Consider the following 21,776-nt stretch of genomic DNA (forward strand, 5'->3'; position numbering starts at 1 on the left):
GATGTCAGGTTTGCATTCTGATAGCTTAATAGCTGTTATACTAAAAAAATATGTAAATAATGTAAACTTAATCTTTACACTTAAAGGAGAGGACATACATTTAAAGGCGTTTTTTAATGAAAATATTTATGAAAAAGAATTCATTGACTCCTTTTTAAATAATATTGAGTTTCAAATCAGCCAGGCTATGAAAAATTTGGAGGATTATATACATGATTTAGAATTATGTGAAAAAGAAGAAATTGATAAAATAATAAAAGAATTCAACGATACTAAAAAAAGTTACAATAAGAATTTGACAATAAAAGATCGCTTTGAAGAAATAGTAAGAAAATTCCCGCATAATATCGCTGTATCTTCAAATGGAGAAGATATATCATATGCAACTTTAAATAAAAAAGCTAATAAATTAGCTCGCTTTATAATGAAAAAAAGACTTTCTTTTGATGAGACCATTGCTATATGGAGTGATAAATCAATTGATTTAATTATACAAGTAATGGCTATATTAAAATGTGGTTATTCATATCTTCCCGTTGACCAAAAGTATCCTAAAGAAAGAATGAAATATGTATTATCAAATAGTCGTGTTTCGCTTTTATTAACTAATACTTCTGAAAAGCAATGTGATGTTTTGTCTTCTCTTGATATAACTACATTAAATACCAAAGAAATGGAAAACGAGATTGAGAAAGAATATGAAGGAAATTTAACAACAAAAGTTTGTTCTTCTTCTCCAGCGTATATAATTTACACATCTGGTTCTACTGGCATGCCTAAGGGAGTTTCTATTTCAAATCAATCTGTTATAAAGGTAGCTACTGATAAAAATATTATAGATTCAAAAGATAAAGCTCGTTTTTTACAAGTTGGTTCAATGTCTTTTGACGCTTCAATTCTCTCAGTCTTTATTCCTTTACTTAATGGAGCTAATTTATTTATTGAGAATGATGAATTGATATTAAACTTTACTAGATTAAAGAAATATATTCAAAAAAATGAAATTAATCTTTCAGTAGTTCCTACCATACTTTTTAACAAATTAACCAAAAATTGTCCGGAAGTGTTTGAACATTTTTCTTCTGTACTTGTTGGTGGAGATGTGATTGATAGTGAAGGAATTAAAAGAGTATACGACTGTAATCCTAATTTGAGAATTATAAATGGTTATGGGCCCACTGAAAATACTGTAATTTCTACTAAGTTTACTTTATCGAATAATGAGAATAATAGGAAATTGATACCTGTAGGGAAACCAGTAAGTAATAGTACTGCATACGTTATGAACGACGAAGGTAAAATATTACCTTGTGGATTTTCAGGTGAATTGTATGTTGGCGGAGATGGCTTGGCATTAGGATATCACTTTAACGATACTCTTACTAAAGAAAAATTTGTGGTTAATAGATATAATCCAACTGAAAAACTTTATAAAACTGGTGATTTAGCTAAATTAGGTTTAGATGGTAACTTATATTTTTTAGGAAGAAAAGATTTTCAAGTGAAGATTCGAGGGTTTCGGATTGAAATCGGTGAAATAGAGAAAGTTATTGAGGAAATCGAAGGTATTAAAGAGTGTATAGTTGTTTCAAAAAAGGGGAAAAGTGAAGACTATCTAAGTGCTTATTTATTATCTGAAAAAACTATTACTAAAAAGAAAATAGTAGAGTATCTATCTACTCTGCTGCCTGAGTATATGATACCTGATACTTACAATTTCTTAGATGAAATACCAACTACTGTTAATGGAAAAGTTAATAGAAAATATTTAATTGCTTTGAAAGATCAAATTACAGGAAATAGAGAATATGAAGCTCCTAAAAATATAATAGAAAAAGATTTACATGAAATCTGGAAAACCGTTTTAAATCAAAAAACAATAGGAACTACAGAAAATTTCTTTAGTATAGGGGGGCATTCATTATCAGCCATAAATATTATTTCTAGAATAAATAAACAATTTGAAGTGGATTTTAATATATCAGATCTCTTTAAACATCCAACTATTAAAGAATTAGGGTTATTTTTGAGGGATAGGCAAAAATGTAATAATGTAAGGGATAAAGTGAAGAAGAATTATAAAGTTGAAAAAAAAGAATTTTATGCAACCACTCCTGTTCAAAAGCGATTGTACACGCTCTTTGAAAACAATCCTAATAGTATTAACTATAATATACCTAATTTTTATGTACTAAAAAAAGATATTAATAGGCAGAAGTTGAAAAAAAGCTTGTTTGACTTAGTTAAACGTCATGAATCTTTAAGGACAATATATTCTATAAGAAATAACGACATTGTGCAAAACATTCAGAATAGTAATTCACTGAAGATAGAGGAGAAAATCATAAAGGCAAATTTAGAGGATTCTAAAGATAGAATAGATGAATATATTAGTAATTTTATTCGACCATTTGATTTGAATAGAGATTTATTATTTAGAAGTACAATTTTAGAATTACAGGATTGTTATATATTAGGGATTGACATACATCATATAGCGGCCGATGCGGTATCAATGAAAATTATTTTATCAGATCTTAATAAAATATATAATAATCAAATGCTAGCGCCTATTGAGTTTTGTTTTAAGGATTATGCATCTTATTTTAATCAAGAAAAGATAGTTCCAGATGAACTGAAAACCTATTGGAAAAAAGGATGAAAGGAGAATTACCTCTATTAAATATACCAACTACCTATAAAAGAGAGAATCAAAATAAATCGGATGGTAATAATGTCGAAATGAAACTCTCTAAAAGTATGACAAGTAAAGTGAAAAAACATATTGAAAAATATATGGTTACAAACTATATGTTCTATTTAACTATATTCAATATTTTATTATCCAAATATTGTGACCAAGATGATATAATAATTGGTTCACCAACACAAGGAAGAGAGCGGGAGTTTTCCAGAGAAATAGTAGGGTGTTTCGTTAATACCTTACCTATTAGGAATAACCCTAAGAGTAATTATCGATATAGTGAATTCTTAAATAAAGTAAAAAATAACATAATAAAGGATTTTGAACACCAAAAAATAGACTTTTATAATATTGTAGATTTACTTAATGTTAAATCAGTTAAAGGTCGTAGTTTGATGTTTGATATTATGTTTTCTGTCGAATATATAGATGGTCAAGAATTAAAAATTGGAAACTATAGAACCAGAAGATATAAGTATAATTACAATATATGTAAATTTGATATTACTTGTGACATATTAATAAATCCTAATAATAATGATACTTTTATTAATATAAATTATAACAAAGAATTATATAGTAGAGATTATATAATGTGTTTAATAGACAACTTTATAAATATAATAAAAACAATTTTAATTAATAAAGATATTAAAATAGATGAAATTCCTGCTATTTCAAAAAAACAACAATTCTTAATAGACACTAAATACAATAATAAAATTATAAATAAAAATATTCATAACACTTTAGATCGGATTTTTGAGAAACAAGTAGATTTACATCCTAATACAATTGCCGTGAGACACAGAAACCAAAAGCTCACCTATAAAACACTCAATGATAGGGCTAATAAGCTTGCGAATCAACTTATAAAAGAAGGAGTAAGCCAGTATGATATTGTACCTATAGTTATGGATAAATCTATTTACAATATAATATCACTTCTGGCGGTATTAAAAACCGGAGCAGCTTTTCTTCCTATCGATAACAATCTTCCTTCATCACGTATTAACTTAATGATTGAATTATGCAAGGCAAAATATATTATTACTCTAGATAGTCTATATAAAAAATTTAAAAATAAGTACAAAGTTATTTGTGCAGACCATTCTGTTATTTATGAACAAAAATATTTTAAACTAGATAAAAACCATAGTAGTGAGGATTTATGCTATATAATATTCACTTCAGGTACTACCGGATTACCTAAAGGAGTGATGATAGAACATAGAAACATTATTAATACATTAGATGGTTGGTTCGATGCTTATGATTTAGAAAATACACCCCCTAAGATATTACAATTAGCTAATTTCTCTTTCGATGTTTTTATTGGAGATGTGTGTAAATCATTGTTGACAGGTGGCGAACTAATTATATGCGAAGAAGAAATTAGGTTCGATTTTTACAAACTTTATAAAACAATAGATAAATATAAAATTAGCATGATTGAATCTACACCAAGTTTCCTTATAGAATTTACAAATTTTGTTTGGGATAATAATTTAAGTTTGAAGCATCTTCATTTCTTGATATTGGGTTCGGATACATGTAATATTAATGATTTTAATAAAATTAATGAAAGATTTGGAGACCAGATGAGAGTTATTAATAGTTATGGTATTACTGAAGCGGCTGTAGATTCTAGTTATTATGAATTAGAAAATAGGAGCTTTAAAAATGTTTCAAATCTTCCTATAGGAAAACCAATGAAAAACACTAATTTTTTAATACTAAATAGTAGTAATCAAATGCTTCCTGTCGGTGTATATGGTGAACTGTGTATAGTTAGTAAAAGTGTTGGGCGTGGGTATTTGAATGATAATGATTTAACAGATAAAAAATTTTTAAAAAACAAAGACCTTATTATGTATAAAACAGGAGATATTGCACGGTGGATTGAAACAGGTGATATAGAGTTAATTGGACGAAAAGATAATCAACTCAAAATTAGAGGTCATAGAATTGAAACAGGAGAAATTGAGAATAATATTTCGAAGTATCCAAGTATAATACAAGCAGTAGTGGTGCCAAATAAAAACAATGAGGCATTGGTATGTTTCTATACATCAAATGAAAATTTAGAAGAAGAATTGTTAAAGAAACAATTAGAAATAAAATTTCCAAGTTACATGATACCATATCATTTTAAAAAGGTAGATAACATTCCTTTAACAGTCAATAATAAAGTAGATAGAAAGCAATTAAGAGCATTTGAATTTACTTGTGAAGAAATGTATGTTGCTCCCTCAAGTTTAACAGAGAAGAAATTAGAATCAATCTTTTCGAAAGCTTTTGGTGTGCAACGAGTTAGTATCAAAGATGACTTTTTTCAATTAGGTGGGCATTCCTTAATAGCAATTAAAATAATTTCAAGCGTATATTCAAATATGAATATACGTATATCTATTAAAGATATATATAAATATCCTTCTATATATACTATGGCAAAGTATATAGATGAAAATGTATTTGAAAATAAAGCATTGGAAGTAGAAAAGGCTCCAATAAAGGGTTATTATAAAGCGTCTTCAGTACAAAAAAGACTTTATATTATTCAACAAACTTATCCGCATAGTTGTGTATATAACTTAACAGATGTGTTTAAAATCAAAGGCCAAGTGGATATTAAAAAAACTGAAAAAATATTCAAGTATATTATTTCACGGCACGAAGCTCTTAGAACGACTTTTCATGTAGATTCTGGTGAAGTTTATCAAAAAGTAAATAATAATTTTGATTTTAAAATAATTAAAGTCCGAGGTCATAATTTAAATAATTTTATTCGACCTTTCAATTTGTCGCAAGATACTTTAATACGTGTTTATATTTCCTCAGATAATTATTTAATTATAGATACACATCATATAATAAGCGATGGGCCTTCTTTAAATATAATAATGAAAGAATTTATAGATATGTATGATGGTATTAAACTAAAGCCTATAAATTATCAGTACAAGGATTACACAGAATGGGAGAATAAAGCACTAAACAGTAATTATTTTAAAAACCAAAAAGATTATTGGTTAAATGAACTAAGTGGTAGGGTTCCTTTTATAGATTTGTCAACAGATAAGAAAAGGCCTAATCAATTAACTTTTGATGGAGATATCCAAATTTTAGATCTTAGTGAGGAAGTTTTAGAAGGTGTAAATAATATATCTAAAAATTGCAAAATAAATAAATCAGCGATCTTTATGGCCGCTTATTATATATTGCTTTATCATTACAGTTCGCAGACTGATATTATCATTGGAACTCCTAGCAGTGGTAGAACGACTGAGGAGTTTGACAATACAATTGGAATGTTTCTTAATACGCTACCAATTAGATTAAATATTGATAAAAATAGTTCAATTTCAAGTATGTTGAATTATGTTAACAATAAAATCAACTTATCCTTAGAAAACCAAGATTATGATATTGGCGAAGTGATAAAATATATTGATTACAAACGTAAAACAAACAGAAACGCTTTATTTGATATTATGTTTACTATCCAAAATATAAGTAATGAAATTTATAAGGCAAAAGATTTTAGATTAATTCCTCAAATAAATAAACAAAAAATAGCTAAATTTGATTTATCTTTATTTATACAGATTATTGCCGATAAGAAATGTAAAATAATTTTAGAATATAAAAGCAGCCTATTCAGAGAACACACTGTCCAAAGAATGTTGGAAAAATATCAATGCATATTGGAAGATGTATTATGTGATTTAAATAAAAAAGTAAAAGATATTAATTTCACTAAATGTAATTTTAATAAAAGGTGTATAGAACACGAAAAAGAAAAGGAAACAATAAACAATTTATTTATTAAAATGGTGGAAAAATCTAAAGAAAAATCAGCTGTTTCATATCGAAATAAAACTATTAACTATAGAACTTTAAATGAAAAATCCAACAAATTTTCAAGATTGCTATTAAAGAACGGTATTAAGAAGGGGCAAATAATCCCAATAATAATGGAACGTTCTATAGATGCTGTCATAGCAGTAATTGGAGTAATGAAAATCGGTGGGATTATTCTCCCGATACCTGCGGATTATCCAGAGAACAGAATAAATAATATTATAAAAGAAAGCCAAAGTTCAGTAGTAATAGTAGATGATAAGGCTGAAAAACATAATTTTAAATCTAATAACATTATCAATATAGAAAGAATCGATTATTCTAACTATTCAAGTGAAAATTTGATGGAAAAAGAGAATATCGAAAAAAATCTTTATGCAATATATACTTCGGGCACTACAGGTAAACCTAAAGGAATAATACAAACTCAGAAAACTATACTAAACTTAGTAGAATTTCAAAGAAATAAAAGAATTAACTTTAATAAAAAAGTATTACAATTTTCTAACTTTGGATTTGATGTATATTTTCAAGAATTGTTTTCTACTTTATTAAATGGTGGCCATTTAATTATTGCAGAAGAAAATGTGAAAAAAAATATTGAAGAATTAAGTAAGTTTATATCTAGTTACCAGATAGAAATTTTATTTCTTCCAACAGCATTCTTAAAATTTATCTTTAGTAATGCAGTATATTGTAAAAATTTTCCTACAACAGTTAAAGAAATAATAACTTCTGGAGAAGCTCTGATTATTTCAAATTATTTAAGAACATATATCGAAAACTTTAAGATTAAATTGCATAATCAATACGGCCCCGCAGAAACGCACGTTGCTACAGCGTATACAATAGATAATAATAATATACCTGTTTATCCACCAATAGGAATGCCAATAGACAATTTAGAGATTAAAGTATGTGATGAGAACTTAGAAGAAGTACCTGAAGGTATAGAAGGGGAATTATTTATAACAGGTAGTGGTTTAGCAAGTGGATATATACAAAATGAGTCATTGAATAAAAAGAAATTTATAAATTTGCCTCATGACTCACAAAAAATATTTTATCGAACTGGGGATATAGTAAAAAAATTAAAAAATGGCGAATTAGAATATATAGGTAGATTGGATAGGCAGATTAAAATTCGAGGTTACAGAGTAGAACTACTGGAAATACAAAAAGTATTACTAACTATTAAGAACATAACAAATGTCATTGTGACTCACGTTGATAATAATGGTTTAATAGATATATATGCTTTTTATATATCTAATAAGAAGTATGAAGAAAAATATTTAAAAATGTTATTATCTAAAAATTTACCAGAATATATGATTCCTAAAAAAATAATAAAAGTGGAAAAATTCCCTATAACTATTAATGGTAAAGTGAATGAAAAAGAATTGTTAGAAAATATAAATAATAATAGCAAAATTACGTCTAATAAAAATTGTAGTACAGAAAAAATATTAATAAGTATATGGGAAAAAGTAATAAATACTACAGGAGTCAAAGAGAATGATAACTTTTTTGATATTGGAGGTAATTCTTTACTTCTTTTAACTATGCAATATGAATTATCAACAGCTTTCCCTAGTGTTGTTATCAATATAGCAGATCTATTTCAGAATCCTACTATAAAAGAATTGAAAACTTTAATCGAAAAACAAATTAATACAGAGAAAGTAATTAAATTAGCTAACAATAAGTTTCCAGTAGAGTTTTTTGAGACGGATGATACTGTGACAGATTCCATCAAGTATACTTTGCCGAAGGAAGAATATAGAAAATTACTTCGTTTTAATGATGCATTACAAAAATCTATTGTAAAAGTATTTGAAACATTATTATTGATTGAATTCAGCAAATATTCATTAAATAAAAATGTTGGAGTTAATATATACAAAGATAATAATATTATTGTTTCGTTTTTGGATTTTGAAGATTATAAAAATTCAAATAATTTACTTTCTATGCAAAAAAACGAAGAAGAATATATTTTATCTGCATATACTAACTTTAAAGATAATGAACCAAATTCTATGTGTGCAGTAATCATTGGATATAATGATTATAAATTTTTAAAGAATAAAAATAGTGATTTATTAGAAAAATTTAATATGTATTTAATATATGAAAGTGATTATAAAACATACCATTGTATTTTTAATCAACTTGAGTTTAGCAAAGAAAAAATAAAGGTGATATTTAAAAACTTTATAGGCATGTTAACTACTCTAACCTACTAAATTCGATATAAGGATGATGATAAATTTATGAAATATTGCATCTGTTTTCCTGGACAGGGTTCCCAGTATATCGGTATGGCTAAAGATTTATATTATGAATATGATATAGTAAAAAATACTTTTAAAGAAGCATCTGAATTATTACCAATAAATATGGAAGAAGTTTGTTTTGAAGGTAAGAATTTAAAAGATAGTAAATTTGCTCAATTAAGTATATTTGTAACCAGCGTTGCGATGTTTAGGGTTATAAAAAAGAAATTTAATATAGACCCTTCCGTACTAGTAGGGCATAGTTTAGGAGAAATATCAGCTTTAGTTTGCAGTAATGCACTTTCTTTTGAAGATGGTATTGAAGTAGTTTTAAAACGAGGAGACCTAATGGATAAAGCTATTAAAAAAGATATAGGAGGGATGGGGATTATAAGGGGTTTAACTCAGTTTGAAGTAGAATTTATATGTAATTCATTTAATAACAGTAATATTAATATAGCTTGTTATAATACTCCTAAACAATTTGCTGTTTCATCTACAAATAATATTTTAGAAGAAATAAGAAAAATAGTTTTAGAATTTGAAGGTGAGTTTTCATTTTTAAATATTTCAGCACCATTTCACAGTTGTTTATTGCAAAGCTTAAAAAAACCTTTAGAAGATACATTGAAAAAAATAAAAATAAACGCGCCTGATATACCTGTGATTAGTTGTATTAATGGGAATAAATTAAAAGATCCAGATGAAATTTTAACAGATTTGATAAATCTTACATGTAACTCAGTTAGGTGGGATCGAGTCATTAATTTGATTCCCAAAATGGGGATAGATTTATGTATAGAAGTTGGACCGAAAAGTACATTAAAAAAATTTAATCACGCTTTTTCTCAATCGCCACAGACATATTCTTTTAGTTATCTAAAAGATAGGGAACTTTTATTTAATTCTTTTGTCTGCACTAAATTATCAAATGATGATCTCGTGGATTTTTTTTTCTGCTATTTATTACTGTCAAAAAAACGTGAAATTGAACAAATTAAGTATTGAATTAATAAAAGAAAGGGATAAATTTAATTATTCTAATGAAGAAGTTATAGCTATATATATAAATTTAATAAAGCTAATGAAAGAAAAAGGGGCACAAAAAACACTAAAATGTAAAGTTAAAGAATTGATGACTTATGAATTTCAGAATCATGATTTAAAGAAAAAAATCAAGGAAGTGAATTATGATGATAGATATTGAAAGTCTCAAAAGTAAAGATTACTCTAATATTGAATTGGATTCAAATGAAAATAGATCCTTTAAGGATATAGCAATTGTTGGAATAGCATTTGATTTTCCAGGCGCTTCCTCAGTTGAAGAGTTTTGGAATATCCTTTGTAATAGAAAAGATTGTGTAATCGATGTCCCGCAACGTAGAAAGAAATTGGTGCTTCCATACTTAAAATATAAAAATGAAAAAAACGAAAAATTACATTTTAAAAAAATGGGTTTTTTAAATAATATTGATTGTTTTGATTATAAGTTTTTTGGTCTTTCACCAAAAGAATCACAATTAATGGATCCTATACAAAGAAGATTTTTAGAAGTTAGCTTTAGGGCCATGGAAAATGGTGGATATGGAGGAGAAAGGTTAAAAAATACTAATACAGGCGTCTATTTAGGTTTTAACTTTTCACCGATTAGTAATTATTTAAACATGATATGTAACATAAATGAGAATGATCTTAATTTATCTCTACAAGGAAATATGACGTCAATGATACCTAGTAGGTTAAGTTATTTAATGAATTTTAGTGGTCCGTCTATGGTTATTGATACAGCATGTTCTTCATCATTGGTTGCACTTCATACTGCTTGTAGAGCTTTAGAGAATAAAGAAATAGACACAGCAATAGTAAGTTCCTCGGAGATAACACTATTTCCATTTAAAAATTTAAATTCTATCGGTATTGAATCATCTTCAGAAAAAAGCAAGTCCTTTGATAATACAGCAGATGGAACTGGAGAAGGTGAAGGAGTGGTTTCCATTCTTATAAAACCTTTGCAAGCAGCTATAGAAGACCAAGATTATATATATAGCGTGATAAAAGGAAGTGCTATTAATCAAGATGGTAATTCGATTGGTTTAACAGCGCCTAATCCAAGTGCTCAAGCTAAATTAATAAAAAAAGCATGGGAAAAATCTAGAATAGACCCTAAAACTATAAATTATATTGAAACACATGGAACTGCAACTAATTTAGGGGATCCTATTGAAATTCAAGGTATTACACAGGCTTTTAAAAACTATACAAATATGAAACACTTTTGTGGTTTGGGAGCAGTTAAATCTAATATAGGTCATTTAGGAGCGGCTGCTGGACTTGCAGGAATAATAAAAGGATGTCTATCTTTGAAGTATCAGAAATTAGCACCTATAGTACATCTTAATATACCAAATAAAAAAATTAACTTTGAAAACTCACCAGTTTATTTATGTTCAGTATTAGAACCTTGGGAGAGAGTTAATCAAAACCCATTAAGATGTGGAATTAGTTCTTTTGGATTAAGTGGAACAAATGCGCACGTTATTTTAGAGGAATATATTAGAGATGGAAGTGAAATATTGGATGAAACATCTTCAAATAAAAGTTGTATCTTCACTCTTTCGGCTAAAAGTAAAAATTCTTTAAAGAAAATGATTAAAAGTTATATAGAGTTTTTGGATAATAGTGAAGATAGTATTGAAAGTATCTGCTATTCCACTAATATTGGTAAAGGTCAGTATTGTTATAGAATTTCGGAAATTGTTGAAGATAAAGATCAATTGGTTTCTTTTTTAAAAGAACAATATTTTACTTCAATCAAGTCAGATTGTAGGAATTTTTATTTTGTGGAGAAGAATAAAAAGTTAAATATAAAAAGTATGAGTTTAACAGATATAAAAAAAATATACTTATACTCCACAAGCGTCGATTGGGAATCGTATTATCAAAATTCAAACATAAATTATATATTAGTACCCGAATATCAGTTTGAGAATACTCATTGTTGGATTAATATTCCTGAGACAAAAAAGCAAAACAGTCCTGTTAAAAAAGAAAATAATAAAAAAACAAAAGTATTAATTAGTTCAGATATAGAATTTAGTAAAACAACCCAAAAAATTGCAGACATATGGGGAGAAATACTTGGATATAATAAAATCAATATTCATGATAACTTTTTTTCATTAGGTGGAGATTCTATAATGGCAGTACAAATTATTGATAATTTAAAGAGAGAGCTGAATCTTCAAATTAACTTAAATGAATTTCTAAAAAATCCTACGTTATATGAAATGTCATCTTTAGTAAGTAAAGATAGTGAAAAAAATATTTATTCTAAATTTCAAAAAACTAAAAAAAGTAATGACGGATATTATAAGGCTTCCTATGCACAAAAACGTATGTACGTATCTTCTGTTTTAGAAGAAAACTCTATAGGATATAATATGTTCGGTGCTTTTCGTATAACTGGAGAATTCAATTTAGAGAGAGCTGAAAAAGTTATTAATAATATTATTAAACGTCATGAATCATTACGTACCTCATTTGAATTTAAAAACGAAGATTTATATCAAAAAGTTAATGAAAATATATCTGTTGATTTTACTGTCATATCAGGGAAAGTAGATATAAAAGATGCTATTAATTCTTTTATTTGTGAATTTGATTTAAAGAATGCCCCTTTGATTAGGGTTAATGTTATAAAGGTAAATTCAAAAGAACATATAATGGTAATAGATATGCATCATATTATATCTGATGGAACCTCATTAAATATTTTTGTTAAAGAATTCACCCAAATTTATAATGGAGAGACATTAGAGTTACCTAAATATCAGTATAGAGACTTTTCAGAATGGCAAAATTCAGTATATAACTCAACAGAATTTTTAAAACAAAAGCAATTTTGGTTGAAAAAATTCCAAGTTATTCCACAAACATTGAAATTACCAATGAAACAAAATGCGAAAGATGTTAAACATATAGGAGGTTCGATTAATCTAAATATTGATGTTAATTTAACTAAAGATATTATTCAAAACTCTAATATTTACAAAACATCTGTCTATAATTACTTTTTAATGGTATTAAATATATTATTAAAAAAAATTACCAGGGATACAAGAGTTGTTATAGGAACTGTTACTTCAGGAAGGAATTTTAGAGAGGTCCAAGGAATTATAGGAATGTTTGTAAATACAATACCTCTTATCAATTATATATATGATGATCAAACAATAGAGCAATTACTAAATAAGATTACTCAAAATTCATTTGAAGCGTTTTCTAATGAAGATTTCCCATATAATGAATTAATAAAAGAACTACCGGTAGATAATTTATTTAATGTTATGTTCACTTTTCAAAATAGTGTTCAGAAAAAAATTGAAATAGATAATTCTGAAATAAAGGGGATTGACATAGATATTAAGAAAACACCTTACCCATTGACATTTATAATATTCAAAGAAAAGCCTAATTTATATAAAATAAAAATTGAATACCAAAAAGAGTTATTTGATAAAGACACTATACAACAGATTGGGTCTGAATATTTGAACATCTTAAGGTTAGTAACAAAGGATTTATCACAAAACGTTGCAAACATCATTAATGAAGAGCAAATAGGTACGAAAGTTGGATTTAACTTTTAATAAAAGGAGTGTTCTTATTTTGAGTACATTGAATGAGACTATATGTCGTAATTACTGGAACGCAAAATTAGATGAACATTTTTACACGTCTAAATTCCCTTATAATCAAAATTTTTTTGATAAAGGTGATAAAGGTCATTTGTGTATCAACACAAGGTTACCGAAAGATGTTGTACTTTTAATAAATAAACTGACTAATGAAAATAGTTATAATAAATATGTATTTTTTTCATCTATAGTACAGTTGCTTCAAAAAAATTATAGTGATGAAGAAATTGTTTCGGTAGGAATCATTCCCTTTTTTGATAAAAATCAAAACCTTTTAAGATGTGATATTGATATTAAAGGGAGTGATTTTTTAAAAGATATAATAGAAAAAATGAAAAAGGAAATGGTTCAATCAGAAGAAATGAACTCCAACTTTTTTGAAGAGGTAATTGAAAATAAAAATATAAATAAGTCAGAAATCTTAAGTACTATATGTATTTACAATATTAAGTCAGAAATTATAGTTAAAAAATTTTTATCTGATATTAACTTTGTGTTTAATGAACATGGGAGTAATATAGATTTAAAATTGTTTTATTCTACAAATAAGTATACATCCTCTTATATTAAGGAACTTATAGATAACTTTATATGCACCGTGAAAAGGTGTTTGTCTGACTTAAGAAAAAATGCTTTAAATATCAATGTATTGTCTGAAACTCAGCAAAAAAAGGTCGAAAGATTTTCAACTAGTCATTATGATTTTAATAATCAAAATGAACTATTACTGGATTCATTTGAAGAACAAGTCAAAATCAACCCTAATAATATAGCTGTAATGGATTCATTAAACTCATTAACATATAAGAAGTTAGATACTAAGTCTTCTCAATTAGCTCATTATATTGTAGAAAAACATTCTAATGCTAGTAATATAGGTGTATTAATGGATTCAACAGTCAATTTTGTAATTAGTGTTTTAGCAATAATGAAGGCAGGTAAAGCTTTTGTACCAATTAATATTAATTATCCTAAGGTAAGAGTAAAAAAAATAATTTTCGACGCAGATATAAATATAGTCATTACTGAAAGCTTTCAAGAATGTAATGTTAAGAATCTAAATATAGAAGAGATAAATTTGGATGAATATAATAATGATTATAAAAACGAAAATTTTAAAAACCAAGATATAGCTTATTTAATATATACATCGGGTACTACAGGTTCGCCTAAAGGGGTAGCGGTTAGTTACAAAGCACTCTCGAAAACTATTGTGTGGAGAAAAGAATTTTATAATTTAACTAAAAAAAACAGCACTTTATTAACAGTTATTAATTCTTTTGATGCATTTTTTGGGGGGTTATTTTCTTCTCTAACTAGTGGTTCTTCAGTACATTTAGTTAAAGAGTGTGAAATGAAAGATACCCAATTCTTGAATAAATTAATTACAAAACAGCAGATTACACATCTTTATGGAACACCTTCACTTATTGAAGAAATAGTAAAATATTTTAAAAAGAACATAGTGAAAACAATTACTATTGGCGGGGACTATCCAACTAAGACAATTATTAGGGAATGTAAAAACAGAGGGATAGAGTTATACAATGAGTATGGGCCAACAGAATGTACAATCCTTTCAACGATATATAAATTTTCTAGAAATTCGTCAATTTTAATTGGAAAGCCCATATGTGATACTGAAATTTTAATTTTGAACAATAATCAAAATATTTGCCCAGTTAATGTTCCAGGAGAATTATATATAAGTGGAGAAAGATTGGCCTATGGCTATTGGAAAGATCAAACTCTAACTTCTCAAAATTTTTTAAGTTTAAATTCTAAAAAATTTTTTAAAACAGGTGATTTAGCAAAATGGACAAGTGACGGTAATATTAAATTGCTCGGTAGAAAAGATAGTCAACACAAAATAAACGGATATAGGGTAGAAATAGATGAAATTGAAAATATCTTAAATGAACACTACTTAATTAATTCGGTAAAAGTAATTATAAAAGAATATTCAGCTAATAAAAAGCAAATTATAGCTTTTTATACTAGTGATTTTTTTGTAGATAATAATAAATTAGTTTCATACCTAGAAAAGTATTTGCCTAAATATATGATGCCCGGAAAATTTATAAGGTTAAAAGAAATTCCTTTGACCAATGCTGGAAAAATTGATGAAAAGCAGTTGTTAAATATTAATCTCTCTATAAAAAATCAAAGAAAAAAAGCGCCATATACTGTAATACAAAAAGAAATTTTAGCTATATGGATGAAATATTTAGATAACTATAACATTAGTATAACTGATGATTTCTTTGAGATTGGTGGTGACTCTTTAAAAGCAATTCAAGTAGCGAATGCTATCTCCGAAAAATATGATATAAGTATTAACTATATGTATAAATATAGAACGATTGAAAAAATATCTGCTCAGATAAATCCCACTCATCCAGGAATAAAAAAAAGATTAAGTAATAAATTAGAAGATTTATTTCAAGGGTTCGAAAATTTAGAAGCGGATAAGTTCTTAATTGAAAAAAATTTAAATGAAGAATACAGAGAGTATAAAAATAGTGTGCAGAATATAAAAACTCCTTTAATAAACAAAAATTTTGAACATATTTTGTTATTAGGTGGCAACGGATTTCTAGGTATATATTTATTAAATAATTTATTAAATTTAAATGTACCAAGTATAACATTGATAATTCGGGGAAAAAATAATCAGCATGCTTTAAATAGAGTGAAAAAAAGTTATAAATTTTATTTTAACAGGGAAATTCCCGAAAATTTATTAGCAAAATTAACTGTGATTTCAGGAGACATATCTAAAGAAAAATTAGGTTTATCTAAAAAAGATTATATGTATTATTCTCAAAGTATAGATTGTATTATAAACTCAGCCGCTTTTGTGAAACATTTTGGAGAATACAAAAACTTTTATAACATTAATGTCATAGGTACAAAAAATATTGTAAGATTTGCTCTGAATGGGTTGTCTAAAAAGCTAATTCATATTTCTACAACATCGGTTGGAGAAGGAGTTATTGAAGGGGTTAATAGCCTACTTTTTACGGAAGATAAAATGGATTTGAATCAAAGTATTGATGATTATTATATAGCGACAAAATTAGAATCAGAAAAAGTTATAGTTAAAGAAAAAGATAGGTTAGACTATCAAATATTGAGAATAGGGAATTTAATGTTTGATAGTAATAGTGGTAAATTTCAAGAGAATATTGAAGATAATGCTTTTTATAGAAACATTAGAGCATATATTAACTTGAACTTTATTCCTAAGTCGAGTGAGAGAAACCTTAATTTTACTTTTGTAAATGAAGCAGCTGAAGCAATCATGTTACTATTTCAAAAACGTTATTTAAATAAAAAAGTATTCCATTTATACAATCCTAATGAAATCAGCTTTGATAAGTTTCTACAGTATCTAAGAATATATTATCCAGATATACAATCTATTCAGTATAAAGAATTACTAGAATTTATTATTAAAAATATAGATAAATCAGAAAAAAGACATTATATTGATGATTTATTAGCATATTTAGATTTAGATAGAAAGACTTTTACTAAAACGGTTAGTGATAAGACATGTCATATTTTAAGTGAATGTGGATTCAAATGGAGTATGATAGATAATAAAAAAATTGAAAATATGGTGGAATATTGTAAAAAAATAGAGTTTCTACCGTAAATAAGAGAGGTTATATTATTATGAATGGAAGTGTGTGGTTTCCATATAATACTAATAAAAATTACGTTGATCATAGGGTTTTTTGTTTTCATCATGCTGGAGGTAACGCTTCAACTTATTTTACATGGGCTAATAAGAATTACGATAAAATAGAATTTTGTCCTGTAGAATTACCAGGACATGGTAGTAGGATTAATGAAGAGTATGAGCACGATTTTGATGCTATAATAAAGAATATTTCTCATGAGATAGCTAGCTACGATAATGTAGATAATATAACACTGTTTGGACATAGTTTAGGAAGTTTAATAGCTTATGAAGTAACATCTCTTTTAGAAAGAGAATATAACGTTAATGTGAGAAACTTAATTGTTGCAGGGAGAGAAGCTCCTCAGTGCATGAACAGGCATAAAGACGTTCACTATTTTAGTGATGAGTATTTAGTCAGTGAATTATTTGAAATGGGAGGCACTCCTATTTCAATTTTAAATAATAATAACTTAATGGACTATTTTTTACCGATATTGAGAAGTGATTATATGCTACATAGAAATTATACTTTTAAGAATTCTCAAGTGAATTGTCCTATACATGTACATTATGGTACTCAAGATAAGTATACAAAACTATCCAATTTAAAAAAATGGGGAACTATAACAACCAACAATGTGTTTTTAAATGGATTTGAAGGTAATCATTTTTTCCCAATCTATATGAAAGAAGATTATGTAAATATTTTAGTTGAAATTATTAATAATAGTTGATGTTTATATTATCGAAATTAAAAATTGATAATATTATTTTTGCTATGCCCTTAGTTTGACTTGATATATTTATAGTACTAACATTGGTGAGTGGCATAACTCTTGATTAGCTTATGATGGTTTATTAGCTTAATTAAAGAAATAAAACCATAAAAAGAAATTCAAATAATATTTTATTCAAAAAATAAAAATGTTTATAGTTTAGCCTCTTAAAGTTGGAATGAAATCTAACTTTGAGAGGCTCTTTTATGGATAAATATCAAGTTAAGAAAAAGTTTAGAAGTACTTAGAAGGAAGATCAAGTTATCTTACTTTATCGAAAAGTAGGGTTTATTAGATTAATAAAAGAGACAATAAGAATCAATCAGAATCAATCAGAATTTATTTTCCTTATATTGCACACCATTAAGATAATGCTCAATTCTATCTTAATTATGTTTATTCCTTGAATCGATTTTAATACTTTTATAATGTAATATTTAAAACTTCTCAATGATATTAAAAAATAATCTATAACTATATAAATTTCGTGTTAATGTAAATATTAAAATTATTGTCTCTTAGATGATGTGTGAATCTAACTTTTTAACTAATACATTAAGTAAAGTTACAACTTATGGAATTTAGTAATATTAGTGAAGTATTAGAGAATTTTGTGCTTTTTTAATACACTAGTACTAAATGAGTATTAAATTAGAGGAGCATTTATATGATTATTAGAGCGCTAGAGGAAACAGATTTGCGTTTTGTTCATAATTTAAATAATGAGTATTCAATCATGTCTTATTGGTTTGAAGAACCTTACCAATCCTTAAGTGAATTAGAAAATTTATATAAAAAACATATTTTGGATGAATCTGAAAGACGTTTCATTGTTGAGGAGGATTCAATATCCATAGGTGTAGTAGAATTATTGGAAATTAACTTTATACATCGAACATGCGAAGTTTTAATTATTATAGATCCTCAGTATGCGAATCGTGGTTATGCTAAAAAAGCATTCAAAATGGCAATTGATTATGCGTTTTTAGTGTTAAATATGAATAAAGTCTATTTATATGTAGATATTAAAAATGAAAAAGCGGTACACATATATAAAAGTAATAACTTTGAAATTGAAGGTACATTGAAAGAACATTTCTATACAAGAGGAGAGTATAGAGATTGTTATGTAATGGGATTATTAAAGAGAAATTGGATTAATAAACATGATGATGATTTATCGCATATACGATAAAATGCTAAATTGATGGAATTGGAAAGAGTGACTAAAATGAATAAACCAATTACAAATAAGCTCCAAGAATTGCTTAATAATGACACAATTTCTATGCATGTGCCAGGTCATAAAAACATGACAATCGGTAAGTTGAATCAATTAAAGTTGAATATGGATATGACAGAAATCACAGGACTTGATGATATGCACCATCCTGAAGACATTATTTTAGAGAGTATGTCTCAATTTAACAAACATGATGATTATGATGCATTTCTACTTGTTAATGGTACGACTTCAGGCATACTTGCTGTGATACAGGCATTTTCCAGTGAGAAAGGTCGATATCTTATAAGTCGAAATGTTCATAAATCAGTCTTTCATGGTCTAGATTTAACGAAAGCTCATGCTACATTTACAGCTATGACTCAAAGTCGTTTAACAAACCAATATGTAGGGCCTGTCATCGATGGCCCGGTTGAAGATTACAAATTAGGCATATGTACATATCCCAATTACTATGGAGAGACATTTGATGTTGGCCATTTCATTAGCAACTTACATGACGATGATGTTCCAGTGTTGGTTGATGAAGCACATGGTGCTCACTTTGATTTGAAAGGTTTCCCAAAATCTGCGATGAACTTTGGGGCAGATTATGTGGTTCAGTCATACCATAAAACGTTGCCAGCTTTAACAATGGGTTCCGTTTTGTTTATACATAAAGATGCACCATTACGCCCACAAATTATTGAGTATTTAACATATTTTCAAACTTCAAGTCCTTCTTACCTTGTGATGTCTAGTTTAGAATATGCCCAGTCGTTTTATGAAGAATTTGAATCGGAACTGTTCTTTGAAAAAAGAAAAACATTCATAGACGTACTCAAAATGAAAGGTTTTAATGTTGGAGAGCCTGAAGATCCTTTAAAATTAATAATAAGTTATGACGGTTTCAAAGGATATGAAGTCCAGCAATGGTTTGAAAAGCAACATATTTACGTTGAACTTGCGGATGAATATCAAGTTTTATTTATATTACCATTGTGGCATCATGATGATGCATTTCCATTTGAATTATTGAAAGCTAGGATTCATGCCATACCTCTTCCTGAAAAAAGAGAGTCATATACTAAAGCAGCGAATTTGATGTTGGATACGAGTGAGTATCAGGCAATTCATTTTCCAAAAACAAAAGAAATAGCAATAGAACAAGCAGAAAATGAAATATTAGCACAACATATTGTACCTTATCCTCCTGGAATTCCAGTAATGTTTAGAGGAGAAGTTATTACAATACATATGATAAAATTATTACAATATTATTCAAACTTAGGTATTAAAGTAGAAGGTTTGAAGGATAAAAAAATATTAGTTAAGGATGAATAAAATGTCAGCTTTTATAACATTTGAAGGGCCTGAGGGCGCAGGCAAAACTTCTGTAATCACAAAAGTAAGTCGAAAATTAGCTAAGGACTTTGATGTTATTACTACACGTGAACCTGGTGGCGTACCTACCGGAGAGGAAATTCGACGTGTCGTATTAGATGGAGATAACATGGATATTCGTACTGAAGCAATGTTATTTGCAGCATCAAGACGTGAACATCTCGTTGAAAAAGTTATCCCAGCTTTAAAAGATGGAAAAATTGTTCTGTGTGATAGATATATTGATAGTTCTTTAGCTTATCAAGGTTATGCAAGGGGTATAGGTATTGAAGAAGTTCAAACTTTAAATGAATTTGCAATTAATGGATTGTATCCCGATTTAACGATTTATTTAGACGTTAGCGCTGAAGTTGGACGCCAACGAATTCTCAAAAATAATCGTGATCAAAACCGTTTAGATCAAGAAGATAAGGCATTCCATGAAAAAGTGATAGAAGGTTATCATAAAGTGATAGAAGGAAATCCGGAACGATTTGTTAAAGTGAATGCAAATCAGAATTTGGAAAATGTAGTCGAAGAAGCGTACCAATCTATCATCAAATATTTAAAAAATTTGTGATATAATATCAAGAAGAGGTGTTATAAAAATGAAGATGATTATAGCGATCGTCCAAGATCAAGATAGTCAAGAACTTTCAGACCAACTCGTAAAAAATAATTTTAGAGCAACAAAATTAGCAACCACAGGTGGATTTTTAAGAGCAGGTAACACTACATTCTTATGCGGTGTTAATGATGAACGTGTCGATGAAATACTATCTGTAATTGATAACACTTGTGGTAATAGAGAACAGCTTGTTTCTCCTATTACGCCTATGGGTGGAAGTGCAGATTCATATATTCCATACCCAGTTGAGGTTGAAGTGGGTGGCGCAACAGTATTTGTTATGCCAATTGAAGCATTTCACCAATTTTAATGAACGTTGAGTTGTCGCTACGTCTTCTACATAAGTATAGAACTGACTTTTAGCGACTAAAAATAGATTCATTTCAGAAAAACAGCAATTATTTTACAATGTTGGGCTGCTTTAAATGTAGTTTAAGATTGATGGCATATTGATTCATAATTATGATTTTTATCCTTTCAGTTGTAGCATTGAAATTCGTTGTCATTTGCAGTCAAGTGAAGGATGCTTATC

The 21,776-nt window shown here is 27.4% G+C and carries 8 protein-coding genes and 1 pseudogene; all 9 read left to right on the forward strand.

Features of this window, described 5'->3' with window-relative positions; all coding sequences use genetic code 11:
* Positions 1 to 322: 322 nt before the first annotated feature.
* Positions 323 to 8,814: pseudogene (locus HMPREF3264_RS12890) on the forward strand (amino acid adenylation domain-containing protein); the annotation flags it as partial.
* 30 nt (positions 8,815 to 8,844) lie between these two features.
* Positions 8,845 to 9,855 (forward strand): ACP S-malonyltransferase, encoded by a 1,011-nt coding sequence (locus HMPREF3264_RS03565; RefSeq protein ID WP_070871952.1) that lies wholly within the window; start codon positions 8,845 to 8,847, stop codon positions 9,853 to 9,855.
* Between the two features lie 182 nt (positions 9,856 to 10,037).
* The gene (locus HMPREF3264_RS03575) at positions 10,038 to 13,496 is read left to right on the forward strand and encodes a condensation domain-containing protein (RefSeq protein ID WP_070871954.1); all 3,459 of its coding nucleotides are present in this window, start codon (positions 10,038 to 10,040) and stop codon (positions 13,494 to 13,496) included.
* Positions 13,497 to 13,515: 19 nt separating this feature from the next.
* Positions 13,516 to 17,205 (forward strand): non-ribosomal peptide synthetase, encoded by a 3,690-nt coding sequence (locus tag HMPREF3264_RS03580; RefSeq protein WP_070871955.1) that lies wholly within the window; start codon positions 13,516 to 13,518, stop codon positions 17,203 to 17,205.
* A 20-nt stretch (positions 17,206 to 17,225) separates the two neighbouring features.
* Positions 17,226 to 17,969: a thioesterase II family protein gene (locus HMPREF3264_RS03585; RefSeq protein ID WP_070871956.1), complete on the forward strand. Its 744-nt coding sequence runs from the start codon at positions 17,226 to 17,228 to the stop codon at positions 17,967 to 17,969.
* A 709-nt stretch (positions 17,970 to 18,678) separates the two neighbouring features.
* Positions 18,679 to 19,206, forward strand: a complete 528-nt coding sequence (locus HMPREF3264_RS03590) for a GNAT family N-acetyltransferase (RefSeq protein WP_002445719.1) — start codon at positions 18,679 to 18,681, stop codon at positions 19,204 to 19,206.
* Between the two features lie 36 nt (positions 19,207 to 19,242).
* Entirely contained in the window at positions 19,243 to 20,577 is a 1,335-nt protein-coding gene (locus HMPREF3264_RS03595; RefSeq protein ID WP_070871957.1) for an Orn/Lys/Arg family decarboxylase, read from the forward strand.
* Position 20,578: 1 nt separating this feature from the next.
* Complete coding sequence (gene tmk, locus HMPREF3264_RS03600) at positions 20,579 to 21,196, forward strand: dTMP kinase (RefSeq protein WP_070871958.1); 618 nt, start codon at positions 20,579 to 20,581, stop codon at positions 21,194 to 21,196.
* A 28-nt stretch (positions 21,197 to 21,224) separates the two neighbouring features.
* A complete protein-coding gene (locus HMPREF3264_RS03605) occupies positions 21,225 to 21,554 on the forward strand; it encodes a cyclic-di-AMP receptor (RefSeq protein ID WP_002445716.1) in 330 nt (109 codons plus the stop codon).
* Positions 21,555 to 21,776 lie beyond the last annotated feature (222 nt).

It is taken from the genome of Staphylococcus sp. HMSC62A08 (assembly GCF_001839105.1).
In the GTDB taxonomy this organism is placed as follows: domain Bacteria; phylum Bacillota; class Bacilli; order Staphylococcales; family Staphylococcaceae; genus Staphylococcus; species Staphylococcus caprae.